This is a genomic window from Cupriavidus sp. PB-02 (assembly GCF_058252315.1).
In genome coordinates this window covers 720,825-743,030 of record NZ_JBXPSX010000003.1, presented here as the reverse complement: position 1 = coordinate 743,030, position 22,206 = coordinate 720,825, and the positions used below count along the sequence as shown (strand labels likewise).

The following is a 22,206-nucleotide window of genomic DNA, read 5'->3' as shown; positions in this document are numbered from 1 at the left end:
TGGACCTATGCCATCAGGAGCGCCTCGTATTCTTCCCGGAACTGATGGAGGGAACTGTCCACCACCGTCACGGCGCCATCGATCAGGCCGCAGCGACCGCTACCGGGAAGGATGCGGCACAGGTTTTCCAACGATTCCAGGTCCGCGCGCACGCCGCGGCCCGTATCGATCCGATTGAGCAGGCGCATCAGTTGGAAGGTTCCGCCCTTGCACGGCGGGCACTGACCGCACGAACCCTGGGCGAAGAAGCTCACGTACTCGGCGACCTTGCGGACGATGCTGGTCCCTTCCGAGACTACGATCATCGCACCGGTCCCGAGCCGCGAACGCCGTTGCCGTACGGAATCGAAATCCAGCGCCACGTCGAGATCGCGCTTGGTCAGTAAGGTATTGGAGGGCCCGCCGGTAAAGACGGCCTTGAATTCCTTGCCCTGGAGCATGCCGCCGCCATGCCCGAACACAAGCGTCTCCAGGCTCGTACCCATCGGCAGCTCATACAGGCCAGGCCGCAAGACATCGCCCGAGAGCGAATACAGCTTGGTTCCCGCGGCATGGCCGATGCCGAGGCCGCGATACCACTGGGCACCGTTGCGCAAGATGCCTGGTACGTGAGCCAGCGTCTCGGTATTGTTGACGACGGTCGGTGCACCATGCACGCCGTGTTCGGCGGGAAAAGGCGGCTTGCGGCGCGGAAACGGAAACCCGCCCTCGACGCTCGCGATGACCGCGGTTTCCTCGCCGCCGATATACAAGCCTGAGCTGGGTAGTACGCGAAGCGATACCGGTCCGCCGACCAGCCCGGCCAGCTCGGCGAATTGCGGGTGTGCCTGCCATTGCTGCACCGCCTCGCGCGTCCTCGCCAGCGACAGCGGCTGATGGGGATTGACGTACAGCACCACATGGTTGGCGCAGGTGGCGGCCGCGGCGATCAGCGCGCCCTCGATCACCTGGTGCGGCGTGTGCTCAAGCAGGAAGCGGTCCTTGAACGTCCCCGGCTCGTCTTCGTTGCCATTGCAGATGATGTACTTGTCGCCAGCCGCTGCGGCGGCCACCGGTGCCCATTTGCGATGCGTCGCGAAGCCGGCGCCACCCATCCCGCGCAGGTCCGCCTGCTCGATTTCGGCAATGACCGCGGTCGGCTCACGCAGCGCCCGTGCCAGCCCCTCGCCGCCGCCGCGGGCCAGCCAGGCATCCAGGTCGGCGCCGACCCGGATGTCCTCGTTGAGCAGAACCTGATTGAGCTGTTCCATCAGCGCGCTCCGTGCCCCGCTTACCGGGTGCCGCCGACCGCCCGGCCCCACGCGCCGGTGCGCAACCCTGCGTCGACGCGCAGATCGAAATTCGCGTAGCCAGGGAAGAGCTGCGGTGCCTTGACATGCAGGGGCAGCCCGGCAAGCGTCAATTCCCGCTGCCAGGCGTGCACGTGGCCGATTCCGGCGCGCGCGGCCATGACGCTGCGCCCGGCTTGCGCCGCGCTGGCGCCGGCGCGCCGGCCCATGCTCAGGATATCGAGCAGCGCGTTACCCATCAGCCGGTTGCGCCCATGAATGCCGCCCGTGACCTCGCCAACGCAGTACAGCCCTGGCACGCTGGTCGCACCCTCCTTGTCGATGGTCACGCCGCCGTTCTGGTAGTGCAAGGTCGGGTAGACAAGGAACGGCTCCTGGGACGGATCCTGGCCGCACTTGTGGGCGAGATGGCGCAGCGTCACGAGCCGCTTGGCCAGGATGCCGGGGTTCTCCATTTCCAGCGTCGGCGTGTCGAGGAAGACACCGACCTGGCCACCCCGCTCGATGCCGCGCCCCTGCGCACATTCGCGCAGGATTGCCGAGGCCACGATGTCCCGAGGCTTGAGTTCATCGACAAAACGCTCGCCCTCGCCGTTGATCAGCTTCGCGCCGGCCGAGCGGGCAGCTTCCGAGATCAGGCCGCCCGCCAGATGCGGCGGGTAGGCGATGCCGGTGGGATGGTACTGGAACGAGTCCAGCTCGCGCAGGCGCGCCCCGATCCGATAGGCCAGCACCAGGCCATCTGCAGTAGCCCCGTAATGGTTGGATGTCGGGAAGGCATTCAGGTGCAGGCGCCCCGCTCCGCCGGTGGCGAGAACCACGGCGCGCGCGCGTACCAGCACGAAGGTGCGCCATTCGAGGTTGTAGATCACCGCCCCAGCGCATTGGCCACGCTCGTCGGACAGCAGCTCGACTGCGGGGCAGCGGTTCCACACCGCGATGCCGGGTTCCAAGTCCACCGCCTCGCGCAACACGCGCATCATTTCCAGGCCAGTGTAGTCCCGATAGGAGAGAATGCGCGCGGCCGATGCTCCCCCTGGCTTCTTGCGCAGAAGATTGCCGCCGAGGGGCCGGTCTTCCTCCTGGTCGAACATCATGCCCAGCCGGATCAGCCAGCGGATCACGTCGGGTCCATCCATCACCATCTGCGCGACCAACTCGGGCTCGCCGCAGAAGTGCCCGGCGCGCAAGGTGTCCTCAAAGTGCAATTGGGGACTGTCGTCCTCGCCAATGGCCGCCTGGATCCCGCCTTCGGCCATCACGGTGTTGCTGTCACCGAGGCGCAGCTTGGTGGCGAGAATCACCTGCGCGCCTTGCCTGGCCGCGGTCAGCGCCGCCGCGCAGCCACCACCGCCCCCGCCGATGATCAGCACATCGGTGGAGACGAGTTGCGCCCCGGCAATGTCGACGTCGTCGATCAGCGCGTTGGCTTGCAGATAGCGGGCGAGATCCGGCTGACAAGGCTCGCCGCGGTTGACGCCGACGGTCAGCGCCACGCGCGCATTGGGCCCGTGGTCGGGGTGATAGGCCTTGAGCAGTTCTTCGGCGGAGATGTCATCGCCGCGCACCGCCGGCGCCACGCCGGGACGGTAGCGCTTTCGCGCGTCTTCGTAGGGGATACCAGCCGGCATGATTGTTCGTCCCGTCAGCGCGGCGGCCGCGCGCCGGGTGCGTCGAAGTCGATCTTCATCGCGCCGCTCTCGATCTGCTGCAGGCGCAGCATGAGATTGGCCGGCCGCAGCGTCTGCGCCGCGATCATCCGCCGCACGAACAGGCCGAGATGGTTGGGCCGGATATGCTCGGGGCAGGCCAGCGTGCAGAGGTTGCACATGACGCATTCGTCGAACACCTGGCCCGAGGCTGTCAGCTTGCCCTCCACCGCGAACTTCACGCCCTCCTGAACATCAAGTCCCTTCGGACAGGCCCGATCGCATCCGCTACAGTGACGGCAATGGGCGGCCTCCGGGAATACTTCAGCGATCGCCCCCAAGGCGTCCCAGCTGTCGCCGATCTCCTCGATGCGATAGACGTGCCGCTCCGACGCCGTGAAGTAATCCAGGAACGCCACCTGCATGCCTTCTTCGACCAGCGTTTCGCAGGCGAGCGCGGTCTTGACATCCTGCTCGCCGCTGCGCCGCACCATGACGCGGCATGAACCGCATACCCCCTGGCCCATGCAGCCAACGCCTTCGACAAGCGTTTCCCCCGCGTGCAGGAAGGCCTGCAGGATGGAGCAGTTTGCCGGTGCTTCGACCGTGCGTCCTTCGATACTCAAGCCTACCAGTCCCATCGCGTCGCCTCTTTCGCCCGGCGTCGTCAGCGCCACACTGGCGTTTCCACAGAAAAGGTCATATAAACCTTAGCACAGGGGAGGTCATTGCAAAGGGGGCGTCGCATGCAGGCTTACTGGAGACCTCTCGCGCCGCTGCTTGCGGTGATCGCGATCGCCCTCATTCCCGCCCCCGAGGGCCTGGCACAGCACACTTGGTATTACTTCGCGATCTTTGTCGGCGTGATTGTCGGGCTCATGCTTGAGCCCATTCCGGGCGCGGCGATCGGCCTGATCGCCGTGACGCTGGTGACCGTGTTCTGCGAATTGGTGTTCTACAGCCCCGAGCAGCTCGCGAAACCGGGCTTCAACCCGGCGAACGCGGCCCTCGCCTGGGCGCTTTCCGGGTTCGCCAACAGCACGGTGTGGCTGATCTTTGGCGCCTTCATGTTCGCCCTCGGATATGAGAAGACGGGCCTGGGCAGGCGCATCGCACTGTTGCTCGTCCGCGCGATCGGGCGCAGGACGCTCACGCTGGGCTATGCGGTGATGATGGCCGATGCATTGCTGGCGCCGTTCACCCCCTCCAATACGGCGCGCAGCGGCGGCACGATCTTTCCCGTCATCCGCAATCTGCCGCCGCTCTATGATTCGAAGCCAAACGATCCGTCGGCGCGGCGGATCGGCTCGTACATCATGTGGACCGCCATAGCCACCACCTGCGTGACGAGTTCGATGTTCCTCACCGCACTGGCGCCCAACCTCCTCGCCGCCGAGCTGATCAGGACGACGGTCCAGGTCGACTTGAGCTGGATGCAGTGGTTCATGGCCTTCGCGCCGGTAGGGATCCTGCTGTTGCTAGCCGTACCGCTCCTCGCTTACTTGCTGTATCCGCCGGAAGTGAAGCAAGGCAGCGAGGTGCCGGCCTGGGCGGCGCAGGAACTCCAGAAGATGGGCCCGCCAACCCGGCACGAACTGCTGCTCGCGGTCCTGGTGCTGATTGCGCTGGCGCTGTGGATATTCGGGGACAAGCACGTCAATGCGACTACTGCGGCTTTGATGGTCATTGCCCTCATGCTGGTGACCGGTGTCGTGACCTGGGACGACATGCTCGCCAACAAGCAGGCCTGGAACACCCTGGCCTGGTTTGCGACGCTGATCGCGCTGGCGGACGGCCTGAGCCGGACCGGCTTCGTCAAATGGTTTGCCGACACCATGGCAAGCCATATGAGCGGCCATTCGCCGATGACGGCGGCGGTGACGCTGGTGCTGGTCTTCTATTTCACGCACTACCTGTTCGCCAGCGTCACCGCCCATACGACGGCGATGCTTCCGGTCATGCTTAGCGTCGGCTCGACCATCCCCGGCATGCCGATGGAATCCTTTGCGCTGATGCTGGCCCTGACGCTGGGCCTCATGGGCATCCTGACACCCTACGGCACCGGTCCGAGCCCGGTCTATTTCGGCAGCGGCCATCTCCCTGCCAGCGACTACTGGAGGCTTGGCGCCATTTTTGGCGTGATCTACATCGCCGTGTTCCTGGCGATCGGCGTGCCGCTCCTGCTTTGAAACGGAGCTTCGACCATGTTGCACTACACGATCCCCTCTTCCCGGAACCGGGCGATTGCGCGACCTCGAGGTGTTTCCTCGGGCGCGGCCGCTGCGGTGGCCTGCCTTTGCCTGTTCGCGCTAACCCCGGCGCTTGCCTTGGCGCGGCAGGTCTTCGACTCGCCCGATGCGGCGATGGCGGCCTTTGGGCAGGCGGTGCGCAATGACGACGAAGCGGCCATGCGCCGCATGCTGGGCGCCAATTTCCGCGACATCATTCCGTCAGCCGGTGCCGAAGTGCGGAACCGGTTCAACGGTGCCTGGGCGCAGTCGCACCGCTTGCAGCAGACGGACAAGCACGCCTTCATCGCTGTCGGCGACGATGGCTGGACCCTGCCGGTGCCGCTGGTCAAATCGGCGAGCGGCTGGCAATTCGACACGCGGGCGGGCGTCGAGGAAATGCGCGTGCGCCGCATCGGCCGCAACGAGCTTGCCGTGATCCAGACCATGCAGGCCATCTGCGATGCGCAAACCGAGTATGCCCAGACGATGCACGATGGCGAGAAGCGACTGGTCTACGCAAACAGGCTGTCCAGTTCCCCGGGCAAGCACGACGGGCTCTATTGGCCGACCGCCTCGAATGACTCACCGAGCCCGCTGGGCCCGGCTTTCCGTGACGCCGGCACGCGCAATGCAAGCAAGGACGGTTACCACGGCTACCACTACAAGCTGCTGACCGCGCAAGGGCCGCATGGCGACGGCGGTGCGCTGAACTATGTCGTCGACGGCAAGCTGTTCGGCGGCTTTGCGGTCATGGCCTGGCCGGTGCGGTACGGCGAAACCGGCGTGATGAGCTTCATCGTCAGCCACAAAGGGCAAGTGTATGAACGCGACCTTGGACCCAACAGCGCGGCCAAGGCAGCGGCAACGAAGTCATTTGACCCGGCGCCCGGCTGGCGGAGGGTATCGCCATGAGGCATCGCATTCTGACCATGGCTTGCTGCAGCGTGCTGGCGCTGGGCGGATGCCAGAGCGCCAGCCCACCAGCTGTGAAGCCGGCATCCGAGCTGCCTGGCGGCGGCACGACACAGGCCCAGAGCGAACCCGCTCCCTACAAGGCGGAAGAAATCGAGGCGCTGGTCGCCCCGATCGCGCTCTATCCCGATCCGCTGCTGTCTCAGGTGCTGATGGCTTCCACCTATCCGCTGGAGGTCGCCCTCGCCGCGCGCTGGCTCAAGGGACACCCGGACCTGAAGGGCGACGCCGCAGTCAAGGCGGTGCAGAACGAGTCCTGGGACGTCAGCGTGAAATCGCTGGTGGCCTTTCCGCAGATACTTGGGCCAATGGGTGACAAGCTCGACTGGACCCAGAAGCTGGGAGACGCCTTCCTGGCGCAGCAGAAGGATGTGCTGGCTGCCGTGCAACGCCTGCGCGTGCGCGCCCAGCAAGCCGGTCACCTCAAGTCAGGCGCACAGCAGACCGTGATCGTGGAACCCGCGACGGCCACCGAAGCCACGCAGCAAACGATCGTGCGCATCGAACCGGCGAATCCCGAGGTGATCTACGTTCCGGTGTATGACCCCGCCATTGTCTACGGCGGCTGGGGCTATGCCGGATATCCATACTACTACTGGCCGCCCTACGGGCCTTACTATCCCGGCGACGCCTTCCTCGGCGGCATCGCATGGGGCATCGGCCTGGCTGCGGCGATCGCCGTCTTCGGCGACTGCGACTGGAACAACGGCGGCGTCCATGTGGAGCACCACAAGGCCCGCAATATCGACCGCAACTTTGACGCCAGCAAGCTGGAAAAAGGCCGATGGCAGCATGATGCGCGGCACCGGCAGGGTGTTGCCTATCGGGACAACGCCACGCGCGAGAAATTCGGCAGGAGCACGGCCGATGCGTCGGGCCGCGCCGGATTCCGCGGGCGCCATGCAACCGGCGGCCGGGACAATGGCTTCCAGGGCGTGGGCCGTGGCGGCAGCGCCGTGCAGCGCGACGTCAGTCGCGGCAACCAGAGCCTGCATTCAGGGTCCGGCCGGGCCGGCGGCTTTGGCGGTGGCGCACGCGCGGGCGGCTTTGGTGGCGGACGAGGTGGCGGTGGACGACGTTAGGGAACCAATGCCCGTTTGGAGTGGTGTAGGTCGCGTTCCAGTGGTCGGTGGGTGGGCGGTCCTGTTTGAATTCTGGGGACACTGCCCCTCTATGCCGGTGATTACGAGAACGCGCAGGACGCGGACATCATCGTGATCCCCGTCAGCGTCGGTGTGAAGTCTGGGCAGACTCTGCAAGGGTGCCATCCACTGTGGGATCGCCAGTGCATCGCGCGAAATTTCCAGGCCATCGTCCACAACACCGACCTCATTCTCACAGTCTGCATCGTGATGCTGAAGTCGAAGGCAGAGATATGTCTGTCGCTGCCGATGGTGGTCAATTGCGGCGGAGCGCAGCCACGGGTTTATCGAGAATTCCACCAACTCTTCTGAGAAGGATCGCAAAATGCTCACAAGACTGAAAGCGGCGTTCCTCTACTTCAACAGCGTGGTCCCGTTTCGACTCGGCCCCGCCCTGATCACGACGGCCGTGCTGGTCACCCTGCTGCTGCTGCCTGTGCCAGAGGGGCTCACGCCCAAGGCTTGGGGCCTGGTTGCCATCTTTCTGACAACAATCGTTGCGATCATCCTGAAGGTCATGCCGATCGGGGTGATGGCAATGATGGCGATCGTGGTCCTCTCGCTGTCGCAGGTGACCTCGACCTCGTCCAAGGGGGCGATCGCCGATGCGCTGACCGCCTTCGACAGTCCGCTAATCTGGTTGATCGTGGTGGCCATCCTGATCTCCCGCGGCGTGAAGAAGACCGGCTTGGGCACCCGTATCGGCCTGATGTTCATCTCCCTGATGGGGAAACGAACGATAGGCATCGGCTATGGTCTGGTCACCTGTGAACTGGTGCTGGCGCCCTTCACACCGAGCAATACCGCGCGCGGTGGCGGCATCGTGCATCCGATCATGAAGTCGATCGCCAACGCATTCGACTCGGACCCGGCCAAGGGCACTGAGGGCAAGGTCGGCACCTACCTGGCGTTGGTCAACTATCACGCCAACCCTCTCTCCTCGGCGATGTTCGTGACCGCCACCGCCCCGAACCCGCTGGTGGTGGACTACATCGCCAAGGCGACCAATCAGAATCTGCATCTGAGCTGGACGGACTGGGCGCTTTGCATGTTGGTGCCCGGCCTGCTATGCATGCTGCTGATGCCGCTCGTGATCTATGTGTTGTCGCCGCCGCAGCTCAAGGCCACACCCAATGCGGTGGAATATGCGCACGCCGAAATGGCGAAGATGGGTCCTGTGTCGCCAAAGGAAATGGTCATGATTTTCACCTTTGCGCTGCTGCTGCTACTGTGGGCCAACGTTCCGGCGATGGTGTTCGGTCCGTCGCTAACGCTGGACCCGACGGTGGTCGCCTTGGTCGGCCTGTTCGTGCTGATCATTACTGGCACCATCGACTGGGACGACGTGCTGTCCGAAAAAAGCGCCTGGGACACGCTGATATGGTTCGGTGCGCTGATCATGCTGGCTGAGCAACTGAACAAGCAAGGTGTGATCGGGTGGTTCTCGAAGGGCATGAGCGACGCGATCGTGGCCAGCGGCATTGGCTGGGGCGGCACGGCCGCGATCCTCGTGGCGGTCTTCGTTTTCTCGCACTACCTGTTCGCCAGCACGACGGCGCACATCAGTGCGATGATGCTCGCCTTCCTGACGGTCGGAGTCCATCTGATACCGCCAGCGTATGTGGTGCCGTTCATGCTGCTGATGGCGGCCGGCTCGGCGATCATGATGACGCTGACCCACTATGCGACGGGCACCTCGCCGATCATCTTCGGCAGCGGCTATGTCACGATGGGAACCTGGTGGCGCGTCGGTTTCGTGATGTGCGTGGTGGAGTTGCTGATTTTTGCCGTGGTCGGGAGCGTCTGGTGGAAGGTGCTTGGCTTCTGGTGAGCGCGCAGCTTTGACGGATCTGGTCCTCGAGAAGACCATCACGCAACTTGGCAAATTGCTCGTCGCAAATTCCACGTTTTATGTCTCACTCAATGTAAGCAGCGAGGACGATGGCACGGCCTCATTGGTCTCGGCCCCCCCTGAGAAGAAGGAACCCCTTCCTGCGCTACGCACCACATTTTCTGCAAGTGCGCCCGAGAGCTCCACCTCGGAGCACTCGGGGATGCGAAGACGTAGGTGAGGGTTGGCCGCTCGACGAAGCCAGACGGGCGATCTTGGCTGTCCTCCCAGCTAACCTCGGCGTTGCAATAGCAAACGGCCGACGGCTAAGGTGGTGGCGAAGGTGAGTCCTGGACAACCTAGCGCTACCCCGCCTGTCGGTGGAACTTGAATAGCTGGCTGGATCATGCGCGACGTCCGTTCAATGCGCCGATGACACGCGCAGTTGGCGCCGGAACGTATTCCACCACCGCGCCCGCGACCGCATTTGTGATTGCAGCCACCGCGCCGCCGAGTCCCGACTCTACTGCGTCTTTTATTCCGAGCGGGTGAAACGGTTGGGCGTGATCCTACGGCCACCCATCTGGTCGCGTTGATTGCCTGCCACCCTTGCCTATACGGGCAGTTGCCTTCTCATCACCCGCGCGCCTCCCGCGCAGTCAGCATGACCTGCGGGACGCAGGCGCAACGCGCGCCCGCCCCTTCGTGACTACACGGCACTCAGCCAATGCGGATACCAAGGCGCACTTATCGCCACATGGCATCAAATGCAAAGTCTGCGGCAGTCCATGCAAAGTTGGGGCTTGCCGCAACACCTACTCTGGTAATGAGTCGGATCTCCTCATCGGCCAGGTGGAGCGGCTTGTAGCCCTTGAGTTTGTAATTTACCTAAACGAAGTCTTAATCATGTTTGGATTGTTCAAGAAGCAGCCTGCGATCATCTACGATTTGCCCTTTGGCGAAAAGAACGAAGGGGAAATCCGAAAACTTGCAGAAAATTTGTCCAACCAAATCCGGGTCATTGTGCATGAAGATGTTTCTGGCTCAAATTGCAAGAATGATGGACGGGCATCTCTCCTGATCGAAGAAGCGGCATTCGATATTAGCAGCAACATGTTCGATCGCATCAAGATTTGGGAAGGTGTAGAGAACGTTGACATGGTCGCATACCGCAACCTTATCGCGGCATTCCAAAACCCGAGGCGGCGCAACGGCCTCATCGCATCGATGATCTAAGCAACTCCAGCTCTTTGCAAGCGGCAAAGTGTCCGACCTTGCCAACCTGGTTGTAATAGACCCGGTTGGGATATGCCCGCGCCAGCCAAGCCTTCGGTGGCCAGTAAACCTCGCCTGGAAAGACGGTCAATGCCGCCGGAACGGTAACGCGGCTGGTCTTTGCTGGTGCCACGCTGGTCTCCCTGTAGATCCGGGCGCTGGACTCGTCGGTGTTCGTCAGCCATTAGAGCGAGACGTTGTCGAGGATCGGGTCACGACCCAGTGTCCGGCGTGTAGAGACCCAGTCGGCCAACTTGCTGAGATGCGCGGCAAGGCCTCGTTATCGTGACTTATCGCTGCATCCCGCAATGCCAGCGCGTCACGTCCCATCCCTGCCCGGCGCGCTGCGGCAAACCGTGATTCGCCAGGGATGGCGGAGGCGCAACGGCCGTAGCCAGTTGCGGTCAAAGCCGCGACTGAATATGGGCGACCCAACTCACAACATAAGCGGCCATCCAGGCTTCGTGTGACAAAGCAACATGACTGGATTGCACCGCCCTGCTTATCAATTGCTTATCAGCTATTCAGGTCCTTGCCGGTCGAGTCTGAGAGCGGAACCAGTAGTTGGCTGGACTGCATCCCGGACACCGCGCGTGAGGATCGAGGCTCTAAACGCTTCCGGACTCAAAGGCCAGGGTCCTCTTCCTTAAAGGGTCGGGAAGATTGGTCCGACGCACCGATCTTGGTTGACCGAAGTCATACAAGAACCGGGCGTTCGCCTCGAAGCAATCGGATGTCGCATAGGGGTCGGCTAGAGACGACGAGCATGACCGTCCGCGGGGTCCCTCGTCACAGCCCAATAATTTCGTGATCATGAAATTATTGATTGGGCACTGCTTCGAACTGTCGCCGGCCAGGCGTGCAGCCTAGATCTCCGGGCCTCTGTGAAGCGCTCTGCGAGAGTCTTCTCAAGGGTTTATACTTACCCTCGTCTCCTCTCTTTCTCTGAAAGGGATTCATGCCCGCCCGAGCAGCGGGCATTCTTTTGCCTGTGCTCCCGATCGACTAGTACCACTGCACAGAGGTTATGACGGTTTGTCAGAGGTCGGTACTGGGTAGGCTTTGGCCAATTTCTCCCGTGCCGTTTCGGTAGAGAACATCCAGTTGATGCGAGCGCCGCTGACGTTTCGCAGTTGCTCCCAAGCCGCGACCTCGGTGATCAGCCGATCGCGGCAGTCGATGCGGCGATCCAGGCACTGGCTTCGCAGCACGCCGATTTCGATCTCGACCATGTTGAGCCAACTGGCGTGCTTGGGGGTGTAGTGGAATTCGATCCGCTGCAGGATGCGGCGTGCCTCTGCTGGTGGCAGGGCTTGGTAGAGCGCAGCCGGCGTGTGGGTCGACAGATTGTCCAGCACGACCCGGATGCGCGGTGCCTGGGGGTAGTGGATATCGACCAGGTCGCGCATGCACTGGGCGAAGTCATCTGCCGTTCTCCGTTCAGTGACTTTGACCTTGCGCCAGCTACGGTGCGCATCGAGGAAGACGAACAGATTAGCGGTGCCGTTGCGCTTGTATTCGCAGTCGTAGCGCAAAGGTTTACCCGGCTCGGCCGGAATCGGTTGGCGTACCTCGCCGATGAGCTGGGTCGGGCTTTCATCGAAGCACACCACCGGGTGTTGCGGGTCCGGGGTTTCGGCATACAGGTCGAGCACGTCTTCCATGCGTGCAACGTACTCCGCGTCGATCTTGGGAATGCACCACATGTCCTTGCGCCAGGGCTTCAGATCGTTCTCGGCCAGGCGCCGGCGTACCGTCTCGCGCGATAGCTCTTCGTGCTCGGTCAGTTTGACGAGCGTGTCGGCGAGCAATTCCAGCGTCCAGCGCGCACGTCCCGGTGGCGGGTTGGTGCAGGCGGTGGCAATCAGCAGGGCCTCTTCCTTGCCGCTGAGCTTGCGCTGCGCCCCGGGTCGAGGCTGTTCGTTCAGCGCCGCTTCCAGACCCATCTCCACGAAGCGGCGCTTGGTGCGGTACACCGTGGATTCGCCAACCGCCACGGTGGCTGCAATGCTCGCGTCATCCTGGCCTGCATGCGCTGCAAGGAGGATTTGCGCTCGCTTGAGCTTGCGTGCCGCATGCTTGCCGCCGCTTAGCATGGCAGCAAGCGCCTCACGCTCGGATTGGTCGAGCTCGACTCGATAGCGTAAATTCATTCGGATGGCCTCCTTCTGGGGGGCCTCCTTCGACTGCGGGGGTTCCGAATGAATCAGAAATCGCTTCCATTGTCTGGCGAGCGCTCAGCCTGTCCGAGCTTCACCGACAAGCAAGGTCAGTATCTCGCCTTCATATGGGCCTACAGCTTGATAAACGGCCGCTCTCCGGCCGAGCGCGACATGCAGCGCTTCTTCGCCGTCACGGCTCCTTCCGTCCATCAAATGGTGCTCAACCTCGAACGCAATGGATTGATCCGCCGCCAAGCAGGCATCGCTCGCGCAGCGGTACTAGTCAGACGTTCTCGGAAAGTCAGGACTCTCTACATCGAGCGCGTGGCCGCTCGTCAGCCTCCGCAGTCGACCTGTCCCTATTCTGTAGACGTTCGTGCATCGTCTCGCAGCGTATCAACATCATTGTCGCCGGCGCCTCGTCTGCGCCGGCGTCGGCAGCCTCCGCGGCGCTGCGCAGATATACTTGCCGGGAGACGATGGCGGCGATCACGATGAAGGCGCCGACGCCGAAGGCCCGGGCCAAAGTCGGAAGGTATCGTGCCATGGAAATCCTACCGGATAGCAGGGGGGGTAGCGAGACTACACGAAGCTGCCACGAGTCGGGGGGCTACGCCATTGCACGATTGACACCGCCTCCGTTTCGCCGTGGTGAGGCCGGGGCCTTCAGTAACACCGCACTGGGCCGGATGAGCATGCCAAAGACGATCGCGCCCCTACCGCGCGGCCAATACTGGGCCACACCCCACGCCCCCTCTCCGCTGGAGGGTCCGAACGGCCATGACGAAGTCTTTCCTGGCGCCCACTGCGTCAGCGACGGCAAATGGGTCACGTTCTATAAGGCAAGCGAAGAAGTTTGGGCGTGCAACGCCGTATATGCCGGCGCGCATTTCGATTGTGCTTCGCGTTCCAGCGCCTCTTGTCGAGGCCGTCCACCAGCGCCTGACAAGCCAGGGCTTCGAGCCGGTCGGCAGTACGCCAGAGGCATTCGCCAGCCTGATCGAGGCCGAACAGAAGAAATGGCCCGCTGTCGTCAGGCGCGCGGGACTCCGGCCCGAGTAGGAGCACTGGCTTGCATCGCAAGCCAGCGCGACTTATAGGGCCCGGTTCATTGCACCTTACGGCAGCCGCAGGCTCCCCTAAATTTTAGCGATCGTCAGAATCGCATCAGCACCAGCATGCCGTAGAACAACCCAGCGAGGAAAAGCGTCTCCAGAACCATCAGCGCCACCGGCTTCCAGCCTACGGACAGGATATCCTTGAGGTGAGTCTTCATGCCGATAGCCACCATCGCCATGACCAGACACCACTGCGAAGCGAACTGCCCCGCCTTGACCAGTTCCAAGGGCAACCAGCCGGTGCTGTTGATCGCCACCAGCACCGCAAACGCCACGGCAAACCACGGCAGCAGCGGCGGGCGCGGCCCCTGTCCAGCTTCCCCTTGTGCCCGCTGATGACGCTGCGACAACCATGCAGCCAGCGCGATCACCGGCAGCAGCATGGCCACCCGCATCAGCTTGATCAGCGTCGCCGCATCCCCCGCTTCGTGCGAAATGCTGTAGCCAGCCCCCACTACCTGGGCCACGTCATGGATGGTCCCGCCGATAAAGGCTCCGGCCTGTGATGAAGGCAGCGCCAGCAGCTGCGTGAGCATCGGGTATAGCACCATCGCCACCGTGGATAGCGTGCTGACGGAGATCACCGTGAACAGCGTCGCGCGCTCCTTTAGCGGATGCTGTGGCATGGCCGCGGACAGGGCCAGCGCCGCGGAAGCCCCGCAGATGGCCACGGCGCCCCCGGTGAGCAAGCCGAAGAACGTCTGGAACCCCATCATCCGAGCCAGCACGATGCCGCACAGGATGGTCAGCGCGACCGCCAGCACGACCATGGCAACGGAGTGCCAGCCCAGCGCCGCCACCTGCGAGGCCGTAATGCGTAATCCCAGCAAGGCGACACCCAGGCGAAGCACCTGCTTGGCGCTGAAGTCGATGCCGGCAGCACTGGAGGATTCCCGTGACAGAAAGTTCAGCGCCATTCCCAACAGCAAGGCGAACAGCATCACCGGTGCCTGGTAATGCGCGGCGAGCGACATCGCGGCAACTGTCACGATCGCGCTGATGACCAAACCGGGCAGATATGCCCGGAAGGTACTTAACAAGCTCGGGTTGAGGAAGCTTACCGACATCCATGTCTCTCCAATGCATCGATGAAGGTCGCCAGCCATCTCGATATCAGGCCCGCCATCCTGGCCAATCGGGAAACGCAGGCGGGCACACTATGCAATTTCCCATCCCGGAAGGATGCAACATGGAACACAGTGCCCGCCATGCAAAGGATGCCAACGACTTTGCATTACATGCCAAGTCGAATATGAACCCTCTCTGAAGCAAGTCGCTTTGCTGCATTGTGCGGAGCTACCACCACCCAGCACGCGGAAGTGGCGCCAACGCCGTAGCGCCACGGGGAGCCTGGCCAGTCCGGATTGGCTAACTACCTGGGCATGTCGCTGGCATCTTGAACGTCAGCGTCAGCTTGCTTCCCTTGGTGACGGATATGGTCTGTCCGTAGCTGACAGTGGGCATGAATTGAATGTCGGGTGCCACAGCTACCGGCGGATTCTTTGCGCCATCGATGGTCAGGTCGAGCTCCACATTGACCGAGTCAAAGGACCCCTGTCCTCTTGCCTCCGCGTCCTTCTTGAATGCGCACAGTCCGGCGGAGACTTGCTGCAAGGCGGTGGGGATATCAACTGGCTTGCCAGGCGGGATCGGTGCTGTATTACACCCGGCAAGCATTAGCGCAGCGAATGCAAAAAGGAAGGAGAATTGGGTGCGCATTAGAAGTCCCCAAGGGTCTAGTGGGTGAATCAGCCTGCATTAGCCTCAACGTCGCTTCTGTTCGCTTCCGAACTGACATCCGTCCTTACAGCGCAAGGGTTACCACGCGCAGCGTGGCATCGTCGGGACACGGTACGTCGGCAAATCCCAGCCGTCTGGCTAATCGCCGCATCGCGGTATTCGATGACAGAACATTACCTTCCATGCATCGATATCCGCGACGGCGAGCAATGTCGATCAATACGCTCAACAGTCGGCTGGCAAGACCAAGCCCATGCCAGTCATCCACCACCGTCACTGAGTTGTGCCACCAGCGTGATGTACTCAGGAATGAGCACACGTCGCCACACCGGTGGGCTCAAGCCGCGCCGAGCCATTCGGAGTTGCAGGACGGCAATCGCCGGCTGAGGATCGGATGCCATGGGCCCATTCTAGGTGGCTCATTGGCCTCTCAGAAGCGGTAAGGTCGATTGCCCCCGCTTTGGCGCGGACTCCGATCACGCGCTGCGGGTTTACCGCATTGCTGATTTTTGGGCTATACCCGCGGCGCCAGCGCCGCAAAGATCGCGGTGGCCCGCACCAGGCAGCGGTCGCCCGCAACCAGTCGGCACGTCCCGTAACGCAGGCGCGAGCCGAGCTTGTCGAACTCCACCCGTGCTTCCACCCAGTCGCCAAGGCGCGCCGAGTCCAGATAGTCCAGGCTCAGGTTCACTGTGACGGCGGTCGCTGACCGCCCCAATTCCAACAACATCATTGCGCCAATCGCTGTATCTGCGGGAGTCGCCAGCATTCCGCCATGGGGCATACCAAGGGGGTTCAAGTGGCTTTCGTCGATACGCACCGCAAGCGTTCGACGCTCCTCGTGAACGTAGAGCTCGCCAAAGTTTGCCATGTAACCGCCTCGCTTGCGAAAGGCGACAAAGCCTTCCGGCACGCCGGCATGAGTTTCCGGCGTATCAGCGCAAGAAGCTTCGGTCATAGAAATCTCGATTGCAGTCATGGTTTCATCCATAGAAGCGCGAACCGCGCCAGACTACTCGCGGCACCTTGCAACCAGCGAGTGACTTGCCCAGCGCTGCACGGCGCGCCGCTTCGATCAGCCTAGTCAAGACTCAGATTCGAATGGCGGACGATCTGGCCCCACAGTCGCTGCTCGCTGTCGACGAAGACAGCGAACTTTGCCTGCGGCTGCCCTCCCGGGAGGCTTCCCATCTCCCTGATCTTGGCCACGACTTCCGGATCGTGCATGGCCTTGATCAGGCTGTCCTGCAGCTTGGCGACAATGGCCGGCGAGGTCTTGGCCGAGACGAAGAATCCGGCCCAGCCCGTCACCACGAAGTCATTGACGCCTGCTTGCGCCATGGTTGGCACCTCCGGCAGGCTGGCAACGCGTTCGGCGCTGGTAACTGCCAGGGCACGCAGTTTCCCCGCGCGTATCTGCGGCAGCGCTTGCGTGAGGTTGTCGAACATGAAGGTGGTTTCACCGGAGACCAGCGAGGTGGTCGCCGGAACCGAGCCGCGGTAAGGCACATGAATGGCCTTGGTGCCGGTGCGCATCCCAAACATTTCACCGCTCAGGTGCGTGGTTTGCCCGATGCCGGCGGAGGGGAAGCTAAGCTGCCCCGGCCGACTCTTCAGTTCCGCGATCAGGTCCGCGACCGTCCTGATCGAGGACTGCGCGTTGACCACCAGTACATTCGGGAACACGATCAGATCGGTTAGCGGAACAAAATCTGCGGGGCGATAGGGCAGTTGCTTGTAGGCGCTGTAGTTGATAGCGTGGGAACCGGTATTGCCCGCCACCAGGGTGTAGCCGTCTGCCGGCGCCCGAAGCAGTGCCTGCACGCCGATGATGCCGCCGCTTCCGGGGCGGTTGTCGATGATGACAGGCTGGCCCAGCAGGCCAGCGAGCTTCTGTGCCATGAGGCGGGCTGGAATGTCGATAGTGCCCCCCGGCGCGCCCGGAACGATGATGGTGATCGCCCGCTCCGGCCAGGCCGCTGCCGCCGGCGTCGTGACGGCGGCAGTGGCCACCAGCGACAACCCAAGCGCCGCCTTGATCAATAGCTTGAAACGCATAGTTCTTCTCCTCCATGTAGTGGTGTTGTCGCCAGTGGGCCGGCCGGATCATTCCGGCTCTTGCAGCCCCACTGAGCGAATCTGTGTGCGTCCAGCGCGGTCTTTAGCGCGCGGCCATCCGGATGGCACCGTCAAGGCGAATGGTTTCGCCGTTGATCATCGGATTTTCAAGGATGTGCAGCGCCGTCGAAGCAAACTCGTCCGGCTTGCCCAGGCGTGCCGGATGCGGAACGGAAGCGCTGAGCGCGGCTCGTACAGTCTCCGGCAAGCGATCCAGGATGGGGGTATCGAACACGCCCGGCGCGATGGTGCTGACGCGGATCAGGCGCTGGGCCAGGTCGCGCGCGGCCACCAGCGTCATGCCGACCACGCCGGCCTTGGCCGAAGCGTAGGGGATCTGGCCAATCTGACCCTCGTAGGCAGCCACCGAGGCGGTGAGCACGCAGGCACCGCGCTCACCGTCGACGGGCTCGTTCTTTGCCATGCGTGCCGCCGCCAGCCGCAGCGAGTTGAAGGTGCCGATCAGGTTGATCCGTACGATCGATTCGTATTTCTCGATCGATCCCGGTGTGCCGTCCTTCTCGACCAGCCGCACGGTACCGCCCAGTCCCGCGCAGTGGACCAGCGCGCGCAGCGGGCCAAGCGATTCGGCCGTGTCGTAGACGCGGCCCATCTGCTCCGTATCGCAGACGTCCGCCTGCACGAATCGCGCCTTGTCGCCAAGTACCTGCATGGCGGCGGCACCCCGCTCTGCCGACAGGTCGGCGATGACCACGGCGACGCCTCGTTCGAGCAAGCGGCGGGCGGTGGCCAGTCCCAGACCAGAGGCGCCCCCGGTAACCACGGCAGACATGTTTTCAAGCTTCATCTTGGTTCTCCTATCCTTCTTGGTGTAATCCACCCTGGATCGACTTTCGCGATCCGGGTCAACGCCGCGTAACGATTGCGGCGTTGGTCATGCGCCCAGGCGCGTAGCGGACGCCAGCAGCGGCGGCCAGCGGGAAGCGTTTGCGCGTCGATTCAGTACGATTTCGGCAGGCCCAGCACGCGCTCAGCGATAAAGCACATGATCAGCTGCGGGCTGACCGGCGCGATACGCGGGATATACGACTCGCGCAACAATCGCTCGACCCGGTACTCGCGCGAGTAGCCCATGCCGCCCAGCGTCAGGATGGCGGTCTGGCAAGCGTTGTGCCCCGCTTCCGCGGCCAGGTATTTGGCGGTGTTGGCCTCGGCGCCGCAAGGCTCGCCGGCGTCGTACAGCGCGGCAGCCTTGAGCATCATGAGATTGGCCGCCTCGAGCTGCATCCATGCCTGCGCCAGCGGATGCTGCACCCCCTGGTTCATGCCGATCGGACGGCCGAACACGACGCGCTCCTTGGCATATTGCGTGGCGATGGCCAGCGCCGCGCGGCCCAGGCCGACGGCCTCGGATGCGATCAGGATGCGCTCCGGGTTAAGCCCATGCAGGATGTACTCAAAGCCGCGTCCTTCCTCCCCAATGCGGTCTTCCTCGGGAATGAACAGGTCGTCGATGAACAGCATGTTGGTGTCGACGGCGGCGCGGCCCATCTTGTCGATCTCGCGGATCTCAATCTTGCTGCGGTCAATCCTGGTGTAGAACAGCGACAGCCCGTCGGTGGGCTTCTTCACCGATTCCAGCGTCTGCGTGCGCGCCAGCAGCAGCATGCGGTCCGCCACCTGTGCGGTCGAGATCCAGATCTTGCGGCCGCTCACCGAATAGCCGCCCGGCACCTTCCGGGCGAAGGTCTTGAGCTTGGAGGTGTCGAGCCCCGCATCGGGCTCGGTCACGCCGAAACAAGCTTTTTCCTGGCCGGCGATCAGGGGCGGCAGGTAACGGCGCTTCTGTTCGTCGGTAGCGAATACCACCACCGGATTCAGGCCGAACACGTTCATGTGCACTGCCGAGGCGCCGGTCATGCCCGCGCCCGACTGCGAAATGGTCTGCGTCACCAGCGCGGCCTCCAGAATGCCAAGGCCGGCGCCGCCAAACGCTTCCGGCATCGCCACGCCCAGCCAGCCGCCTTCGCACAGCGCCTTGTAGAACTCATGCGGATAGGTGCCGGACTTGTCGAGCCGGTCCCAGTACTCCATGTCGAACTGCGAGCAGACCGCCTGGACTGCCTCCACGATGGACTTCTGCTCTTCGGAAAATTGGAAGTTCATTTCTGATCCTTGCTCAGATTGAGGTTTGAGATCGTGAACGACGCCGTGCCCGCCCCTGGGATTCGATCAGGATGGCTGCACCGCTGGTTCGGGATGTCGATCAAAGGTGTTCCGACCCGGAATCCGAGTCGTTTGCCACAGGCGCTCGTGCCGGAATGGAAAATGGGCCAGTTTCAGGAGCGCCAGAGCCGAGCTTGTGCCGGGTCATCGAGTGCACGCTCTATCTCCACGGTATGCTGCCCGCGCGTTGGAATCGGACCGGGTGCCACAGCTTTTCCATCGAACCGCGGTGCCGGCCTTGCCTGGAGCTCGCCATCCTCCTCAAAGTAAATGCCGCGTGCGACGTTGTGCGGATGTCTGGCTGCCTCATCCGGACTGAGCACGGGGGCGAAGCAGACATCGGTACTTTCCAGCAACGCACACCATTCGGCACGGGTCTTGCTGGCAAAGATCCCGGTCAGGTGGCTGTGCAATTCGGGCCAATGCTGGCGGTCCCACTGCGAGCTGTAGCGCGGATCGGCGGTGAGGCCGAGATGCTCCAGCAGCAATGCGTAGAACTGGGGCTCGAGCGCGCCAACCGTGATGTAGGCACCATCGGCGCAACGATAGGTCGAATAGAAGTGCGAGCTGTCATGCATGCTGGCGCCTCGCTCACCGCCAATGAAGCCCTTGCGACGCGTGCCCAGGAGCAACTGGAGCATATGAGCGGAGCCGTCGACGATGGCTGCGTCGACTACGGTGCCCTTGCCAGTGCTGCGTGCATTCAGCACGCCCGACAGAATTCCCACCGCGAGATAGAGCGCGCCACCGCCGACATCGCCAATGACGGTGATGGGTGACGACGGCGGCTCTGCTGCGCTGCCGGCGTAGTACAGCGCCCCGGACAGCGAGATGTAGTTGTTGTCATGCCCCGCAGCCTGGGCCAGGGGCCCGGTCTGGCCCCAGCCGGTCATGCGGCCGAAGACCAGGCGCGGATTGCGCGCCATGCACACATCCGGGCCAAGGCCCAGGCGCTCCATGACGCCGGGCCGCATTCCCTCGATCAGCGCATCGGCGTCCTCGATCAGGCGCAAGACTAGTTCGCGGCCCTCCGGGGTCTTCAGGTCTGCAACGATCGAGCGCTTGCCCCGGTTCAACACATGGCGATCAGCTGCCGATAGGCCCGGCGCCGTACTCGTCGGACGCTCCACCGCAATGACATCTGCGCCCAGATCGGCAAGGTGCATGGCACAGAACGGTCCTGGCCCGATCCCGCAGATTTCCACAATTCTCAATCCCGACAGCATTCCTTCTCCTCCCCAACAAGCTACGGCGCGGTCCGCCTTCTGCCATCCGCAGAGCCGGCCGCCGCCGATCCCAGCTGACCGGCGACTGGGTTGTGCCGGTTCACAGGCTGCGGCCGATGATCTCCTTCATGATCTCCGACGTGCCGCCATAGATCCGCTGCACGCGGCTGTCCACGAATGCCCGTGCGATGCCATACTCGCGCATGAAACCGTAGCCGCCATGCAGCTGCAGCAGTTCGTCGACTGCCTGCCCCTGCGCTTCCGTGGAATAGAGCTTGGCCATGGCCGCCATTTCGCTGGTGAGCTTCTTCTCGAAATGCAGCGCGATGCAGTGATCGATGAAGACGCGGCAGGCGACGGTCTTCGCCTTGATTTCTGCCAGCTTGAAGCGCGTGTTCTGCAGGTCGAACACCGGCTGGCCGAAGGCCTTGCGGCTCTTGGTGTAGGCAATGGTCTCGTCCAGCATGGTTTCCATTACCACCGGGCTGCGCACCGAGACCATCAACCGCTCCTGCGCGAGTTGATGCATCAGGTAGCCGAAGCCCTTGCCTTCCTCGCCCAGCAGGTTGGCGGCAGGTACGCGGACCTCGTCAAAGAACAACTCGGCCGTGTCCTGCGCCTTCAGGCCGATCTTCTCCAGCAGCGGGCCCTTGGTGAAGCCGGGCGTGCCGGCTTCCACCACGATAAGGCTGATGCCGCGCGTGCCGGCGGCGGGATCAGTCTTGCACGCCACGATCACCAGGTCCGAATTGGCGCCGTTGGTGATAAAGGTCTTCTGTCCGTTGATGACGTAGCTGTCGCCGTCGCGCCGCGCGGTGGTGCGCAGCGATTTCAGGTCGCTGCCGATGCCGGGCTCGGTCATGGCGATCGCGCCGATCTTCTCGCCGCGGGCCATCGGCGGCAGCCAGCTCTCCTTCTGCGCCTCAGTGCCGTAAGCGAGGATGTACGGCGCCACAATGTCGGAGTGCAGCGGAAAGCCCGGGCCGGTGGCCAGCACGCGCATCAGTTCTTCGATAACGACAATGGAATGCCCGAAGTCGCCGCCACCGCCACCGTACTGCTCCGGGATGGCGCACAGCAGCAGGCCTTCGCGGCCAGCCTTGAGCCAGGTCTCGCGGGGCACGCAGCCGACCTTTTCCCATTCGTGGTGGTGGGGTGCGATTTCGCGCTGGACGAATTTGCGAACCTGGTCGCGGAACTGTTCGTGATCTTCACGGAGGGCTGTTCGCATGGGGATGTCTCCTTTGGATGGTGCTTGTCGAGATA

At 63.1% G+C, this 22,206-nt stretch carries 18 protein-coding genes and 2 pseudogenes; 7 read left to right on the top strand and 13 right to left on the bottom strand.

What is annotated here, in order from left to right; genetic code table 11:
* Positions 1-5: 5 nt before the first annotated feature.
* The 3 genes from AC10V3_RS37880 to AC10V3_RS37870 are packed head-to-tail and all read right to left on the bottom strand — an operon-like array spanning position 6 to position 3,573.
* Positions 6-1,250, bottom strand: coding sequence for a complex I 51 kDa subunit family protein (locus AC10V3_RS37880; protein ID WP_022540142.1), 1,245 nt, complete (start codon positions 1,248-1,250; stop codon positions 6-8).
* Positions 1,251-1,270: 20 nt separating this feature from the next.
* Complete coding sequence (locus AC10V3_RS37875) at positions 1,271-2,920, bottom strand: FAD-binding protein (RefSeq protein ID WP_022540141.1); 1,650 nt, start codon at positions 2,918-2,920, stop codon at positions 1,271-1,273.
* 14 nt (positions 2,921-2,934) lie between these two features.
* Entirely contained in the window at positions 2,935-3,573 is a 639-nt protein-coding gene (locus AC10V3_RS37870; protein WP_041682372.1) for a 2Fe-2S iron-sulfur cluster-binding protein, read from the bottom strand.
* A gap of 111 nt (positions 3,574-3,684) precedes the next feature.
* On the opposite strand from AC10V3_RS37870, the gene AC10V3_RS37865 reads away from it, so the two are divergent.
* From AC10V3_RS37865 to AC10V3_RS37840, 6 genes are all read left to right on the top strand, one after another.
* Positions 3,685-5,127 carry an anion permease gene (locus AC10V3_RS37865; RefSeq protein WP_041682294.1) on the top strand — a complete coding sequence of 481 codons (1,443 nt, stop codon included), beginning with the start codon at positions 3,685-3,687 and terminating at the stop codon, positions 5,125-5,127.
* Between the two features lie 15 nt (positions 5,128-5,142).
* Positions 5,143-6,081: a DUF2950 domain-containing protein gene (locus AC10V3_RS37860; protein WP_022540138.1), complete on the top strand. Its 939-nt coding sequence runs from the start codon at positions 5,143-5,145 to the stop codon at positions 6,079-6,081.
* A complete protein-coding gene (locus AC10V3_RS37855) occupies positions 6,078-7,223 on the top strand; it encodes a DUF3300 domain-containing protein (RefSeq protein ID WP_490924332.1) in 1,146 nt (381 codons plus the stop codon). The genes AC10V3_RS37860 and AC10V3_RS37855 overlap by 4 nt, the downstream gene beginning before the upstream one ends.
* 132 nt (positions 7,224-7,355) lie before the next feature.
* Complete coding sequence (locus AC10V3_RS37850) at positions 7,356-7,595, top strand: hypothetical protein (RefSeq protein ID WP_349607528.1); 240 nt, start codon at positions 7,356-7,358, stop codon at positions 7,593-7,595.
* 13 nt (positions 7,596-7,608) lie between these two features.
* Positions 7,609-9,114, top strand: a complete 1,506-nt coding sequence (locus tag AC10V3_RS37845) for a DASS family sodium-coupled anion symporter (protein ID WP_022540135.1) — start codon at positions 7,609-7,611, stop codon at positions 9,112-9,114.
* Positions 9,115-10,020: 906 nt separating this feature from the next.
* Entirely contained in the window at positions 10,021-10,350 is a 330-nt protein-coding gene (locus tag AC10V3_RS37840) for a hypothetical protein (RefSeq protein ID WP_022540134.1), read from the top strand.
* Between the two features lie 1,064 nt (positions 10,351-11,414).
* Here AC10V3_RS37840 and AC10V3_RS37835 read toward each other — a convergent pair.
* On the bottom strand, positions 11,415-12,542 hold the full coding sequence (locus tag AC10V3_RS37835) for an IS630 family transposase (protein ID WP_022540133.1): 1,128 nt from the start codon (positions 12,540-12,542) through the stop codon (positions 11,415-11,417).
* Between the two features lie 48 nt (positions 12,543-12,590).
* On the opposite strand from AC10V3_RS37835, the pseudogene AC10V3_RS37830 reads away from it, so the two are divergent.
* Positions 12,591-12,836: pseudogene (locus tag AC10V3_RS37830) on the top strand (LexA family protein); the annotation flags it as partial.
* An 871-nt stretch (positions 12,837-13,707) separates the two neighbouring features.
* On the opposite strand, the gene AC10V3_RS37825 reads toward AC10V3_RS37830, so the two are convergent.
* From AC10V3_RS37825 to AC10V3_RS37785, 9 genes and pseudogenes are all read right to left on the bottom strand, one after another.
* A complete protein-coding gene (locus AC10V3_RS37825; RefSeq protein ID WP_022540130.1) occupies positions 13,708-14,736 on the bottom strand; it encodes a YeiH family protein in 1,029 nt (342 codons plus the stop codon).
* Positions 14,737-15,037: 301 nt separating this feature from the next.
* Positions 15,038-15,388, bottom strand: a complete 351-nt coding sequence (locus AC10V3_RS37820) for a hypothetical protein (RefSeq protein WP_022540129.1) — start codon at positions 15,386-15,388, stop codon at positions 15,038-15,040.
* 85 nt (positions 15,389-15,473) lie between these two features.
* Positions 15,474-15,731: pseudogene (locus AC10V3_RS37815) on the bottom strand (GNAT family N-acetyltransferase); the annotation flags it as partial.
* 192 nt (positions 15,732-15,923) lie between these two features.
* The gene (locus AC10V3_RS37810; protein WP_490924331.1) at positions 15,924-16,388 is read right to left on the bottom strand and encodes a PaaI family thioesterase; all 465 of its coding nucleotides are present in this window, start codon (positions 16,386-16,388) and stop codon (positions 15,924-15,926) included.
* A 101-nt stretch (positions 16,389-16,489) separates the two neighbouring features.
* Entirely contained in the window at positions 16,490-17,467 is a 978-nt protein-coding gene (locus AC10V3_RS37805) for a Bug family tripartite tricarboxylate transporter substrate binding protein (protein ID WP_022540127.1), read from the bottom strand.
* A gap of 103 nt (positions 17,468-17,570) precedes the next feature.
* A complete protein-coding gene (locus AC10V3_RS37800; protein ID WP_022540126.1) occupies positions 17,571-18,335 on the bottom strand; it encodes an SDR family NAD(P)-dependent oxidoreductase in 765 nt (254 codons plus the stop codon).
* Positions 18,336-18,487: 152 nt separating this feature from the next.
* Positions 18,488-19,654, bottom strand: coding sequence for an acyl-CoA dehydrogenase family protein (locus AC10V3_RS37795; RefSeq protein WP_022540125.1), 1,167 nt, complete (start codon positions 19,652-19,654; stop codon positions 18,488-18,490).
* A 173-nt stretch (positions 19,655-19,827) separates the two neighbouring features.
* Entirely contained in the window at positions 19,828-20,940 is a 1,113-nt protein-coding gene (locus tag AC10V3_RS37790) for a CaiB/BaiF CoA transferase family protein (RefSeq protein WP_022540124.1), read from the bottom strand.
* Between the two features lie 100 nt (positions 20,941-21,040).
* Complete coding sequence (locus AC10V3_RS37785; RefSeq protein WP_022540123.1) at positions 21,041-22,171, bottom strand: acyl-CoA dehydrogenase family protein; 1,131 nt, start codon at positions 22,169-22,171, stop codon at positions 21,041-21,043.
* Positions 22,172-22,206 lie beyond the last annotated feature (35 nt).

Coding starts and splice junctions, on each gene's coding strand:
- AC10V3_RS37880 (WP_022540142.1), bottom strand. CDS start 1,250: ATGGAACAGCTCAATCAGGTTCTGCTCAACGAGGACATCCGGGTCGGC.
- AC10V3_RS37875 (WP_022540141.1), bottom strand. CDS start 2,920: ATGCCGGCTGGTATCCCCTACGAAGACGCGCGAAAGCGCTACCGTCCC.
- AC10V3_RS37865 (WP_041682294.1), top strand. CDS start 3,685: ATGCAGGCTTACTGGAGACCTCTCGCGCCGCTGCTTGCGGTGATCGCG.
- AC10V3_RS37860 (WP_022540138.1), top strand. CDS start 5,143: ATGTTGCACTACACGATCCCCTCTTCCCGGAACCGGGCGATTGCGCGA.
- AC10V3_RS37855 (WP_490924332.1), top strand. CDS start 6,078: ATGAGGCATCGCATTCTGACCATGGCTTGCTGCAGCGTGCTGGCGCTG.
- AC10V3_RS37845 (WP_022540135.1), top strand. CDS start 7,609: ATGCTCACAAGACTGAAAGCGGCGTTCCTCTACTTCAACAGCGTGGTC.
- AC10V3_RS37840 (WP_022540134.1), top strand. CDS start 10,021: ATGTTTGGATTGTTCAAGAAGCAGCCTGCGATCATCTACGATTTGCCC.
- AC10V3_RS37835 (WP_022540133.1), bottom strand. CDS start 12,542: ATGAATTTACGCTATCGAGTCGAGCTCGACCAATCCGAGCGTGAGGCG.
- AC10V3_RS37825 (WP_022540130.1), bottom strand. CDS start 14,736: ATGTCGGTAAGCTTCCTCAACCCGAGCTTGTTAAGTACCTTCCGGGCA.
- AC10V3_RS37820 (WP_022540129.1), bottom strand. CDS start 15,388: ATGCGCACCCAATTCTCCTTCCTTTTTGCATTCGCTGCGCTAATGCTT.
- AC10V3_RS37810 (WP_490924331.1), bottom strand. CDS start 16,388: ATGACTGCAATCGAGATTTCTATGACCGAAGCTTCTTGCGCTGATACG.
- AC10V3_RS37805 (WP_022540127.1), bottom strand. CDS start 17,467: ATGCGTTTCAAGCTATTGATCAAGGCGGCGCTTGGGTTGTCGCTGGTG.
- AC10V3_RS37800 (WP_022540126.1), bottom strand. CDS start 18,335: ATGAAGCTTGAAAACATGTCTGCCGTGGTTACCGGGGGCGCCTCTGGT.
- AC10V3_RS37795 (WP_022540125.1), bottom strand. CDS start 19,654: ATGAACTTCCAATTTTCCGAAGAGCAGAAGTCCATCGTGGAGGCAGTC.
- AC10V3_RS37790 (WP_022540124.1), bottom strand. CDS start 20,940: ATGCTGTCGGGATTGAGAATTGTGGAAATCTGCGGGATCGGGCCAGGA.
- AC10V3_RS37785 (WP_022540123.1), bottom strand. CDS start 22,171: ATGCGAACAGCCCTCCGTGAAGATCACGAACAGTTCCGCGACCAGGTT.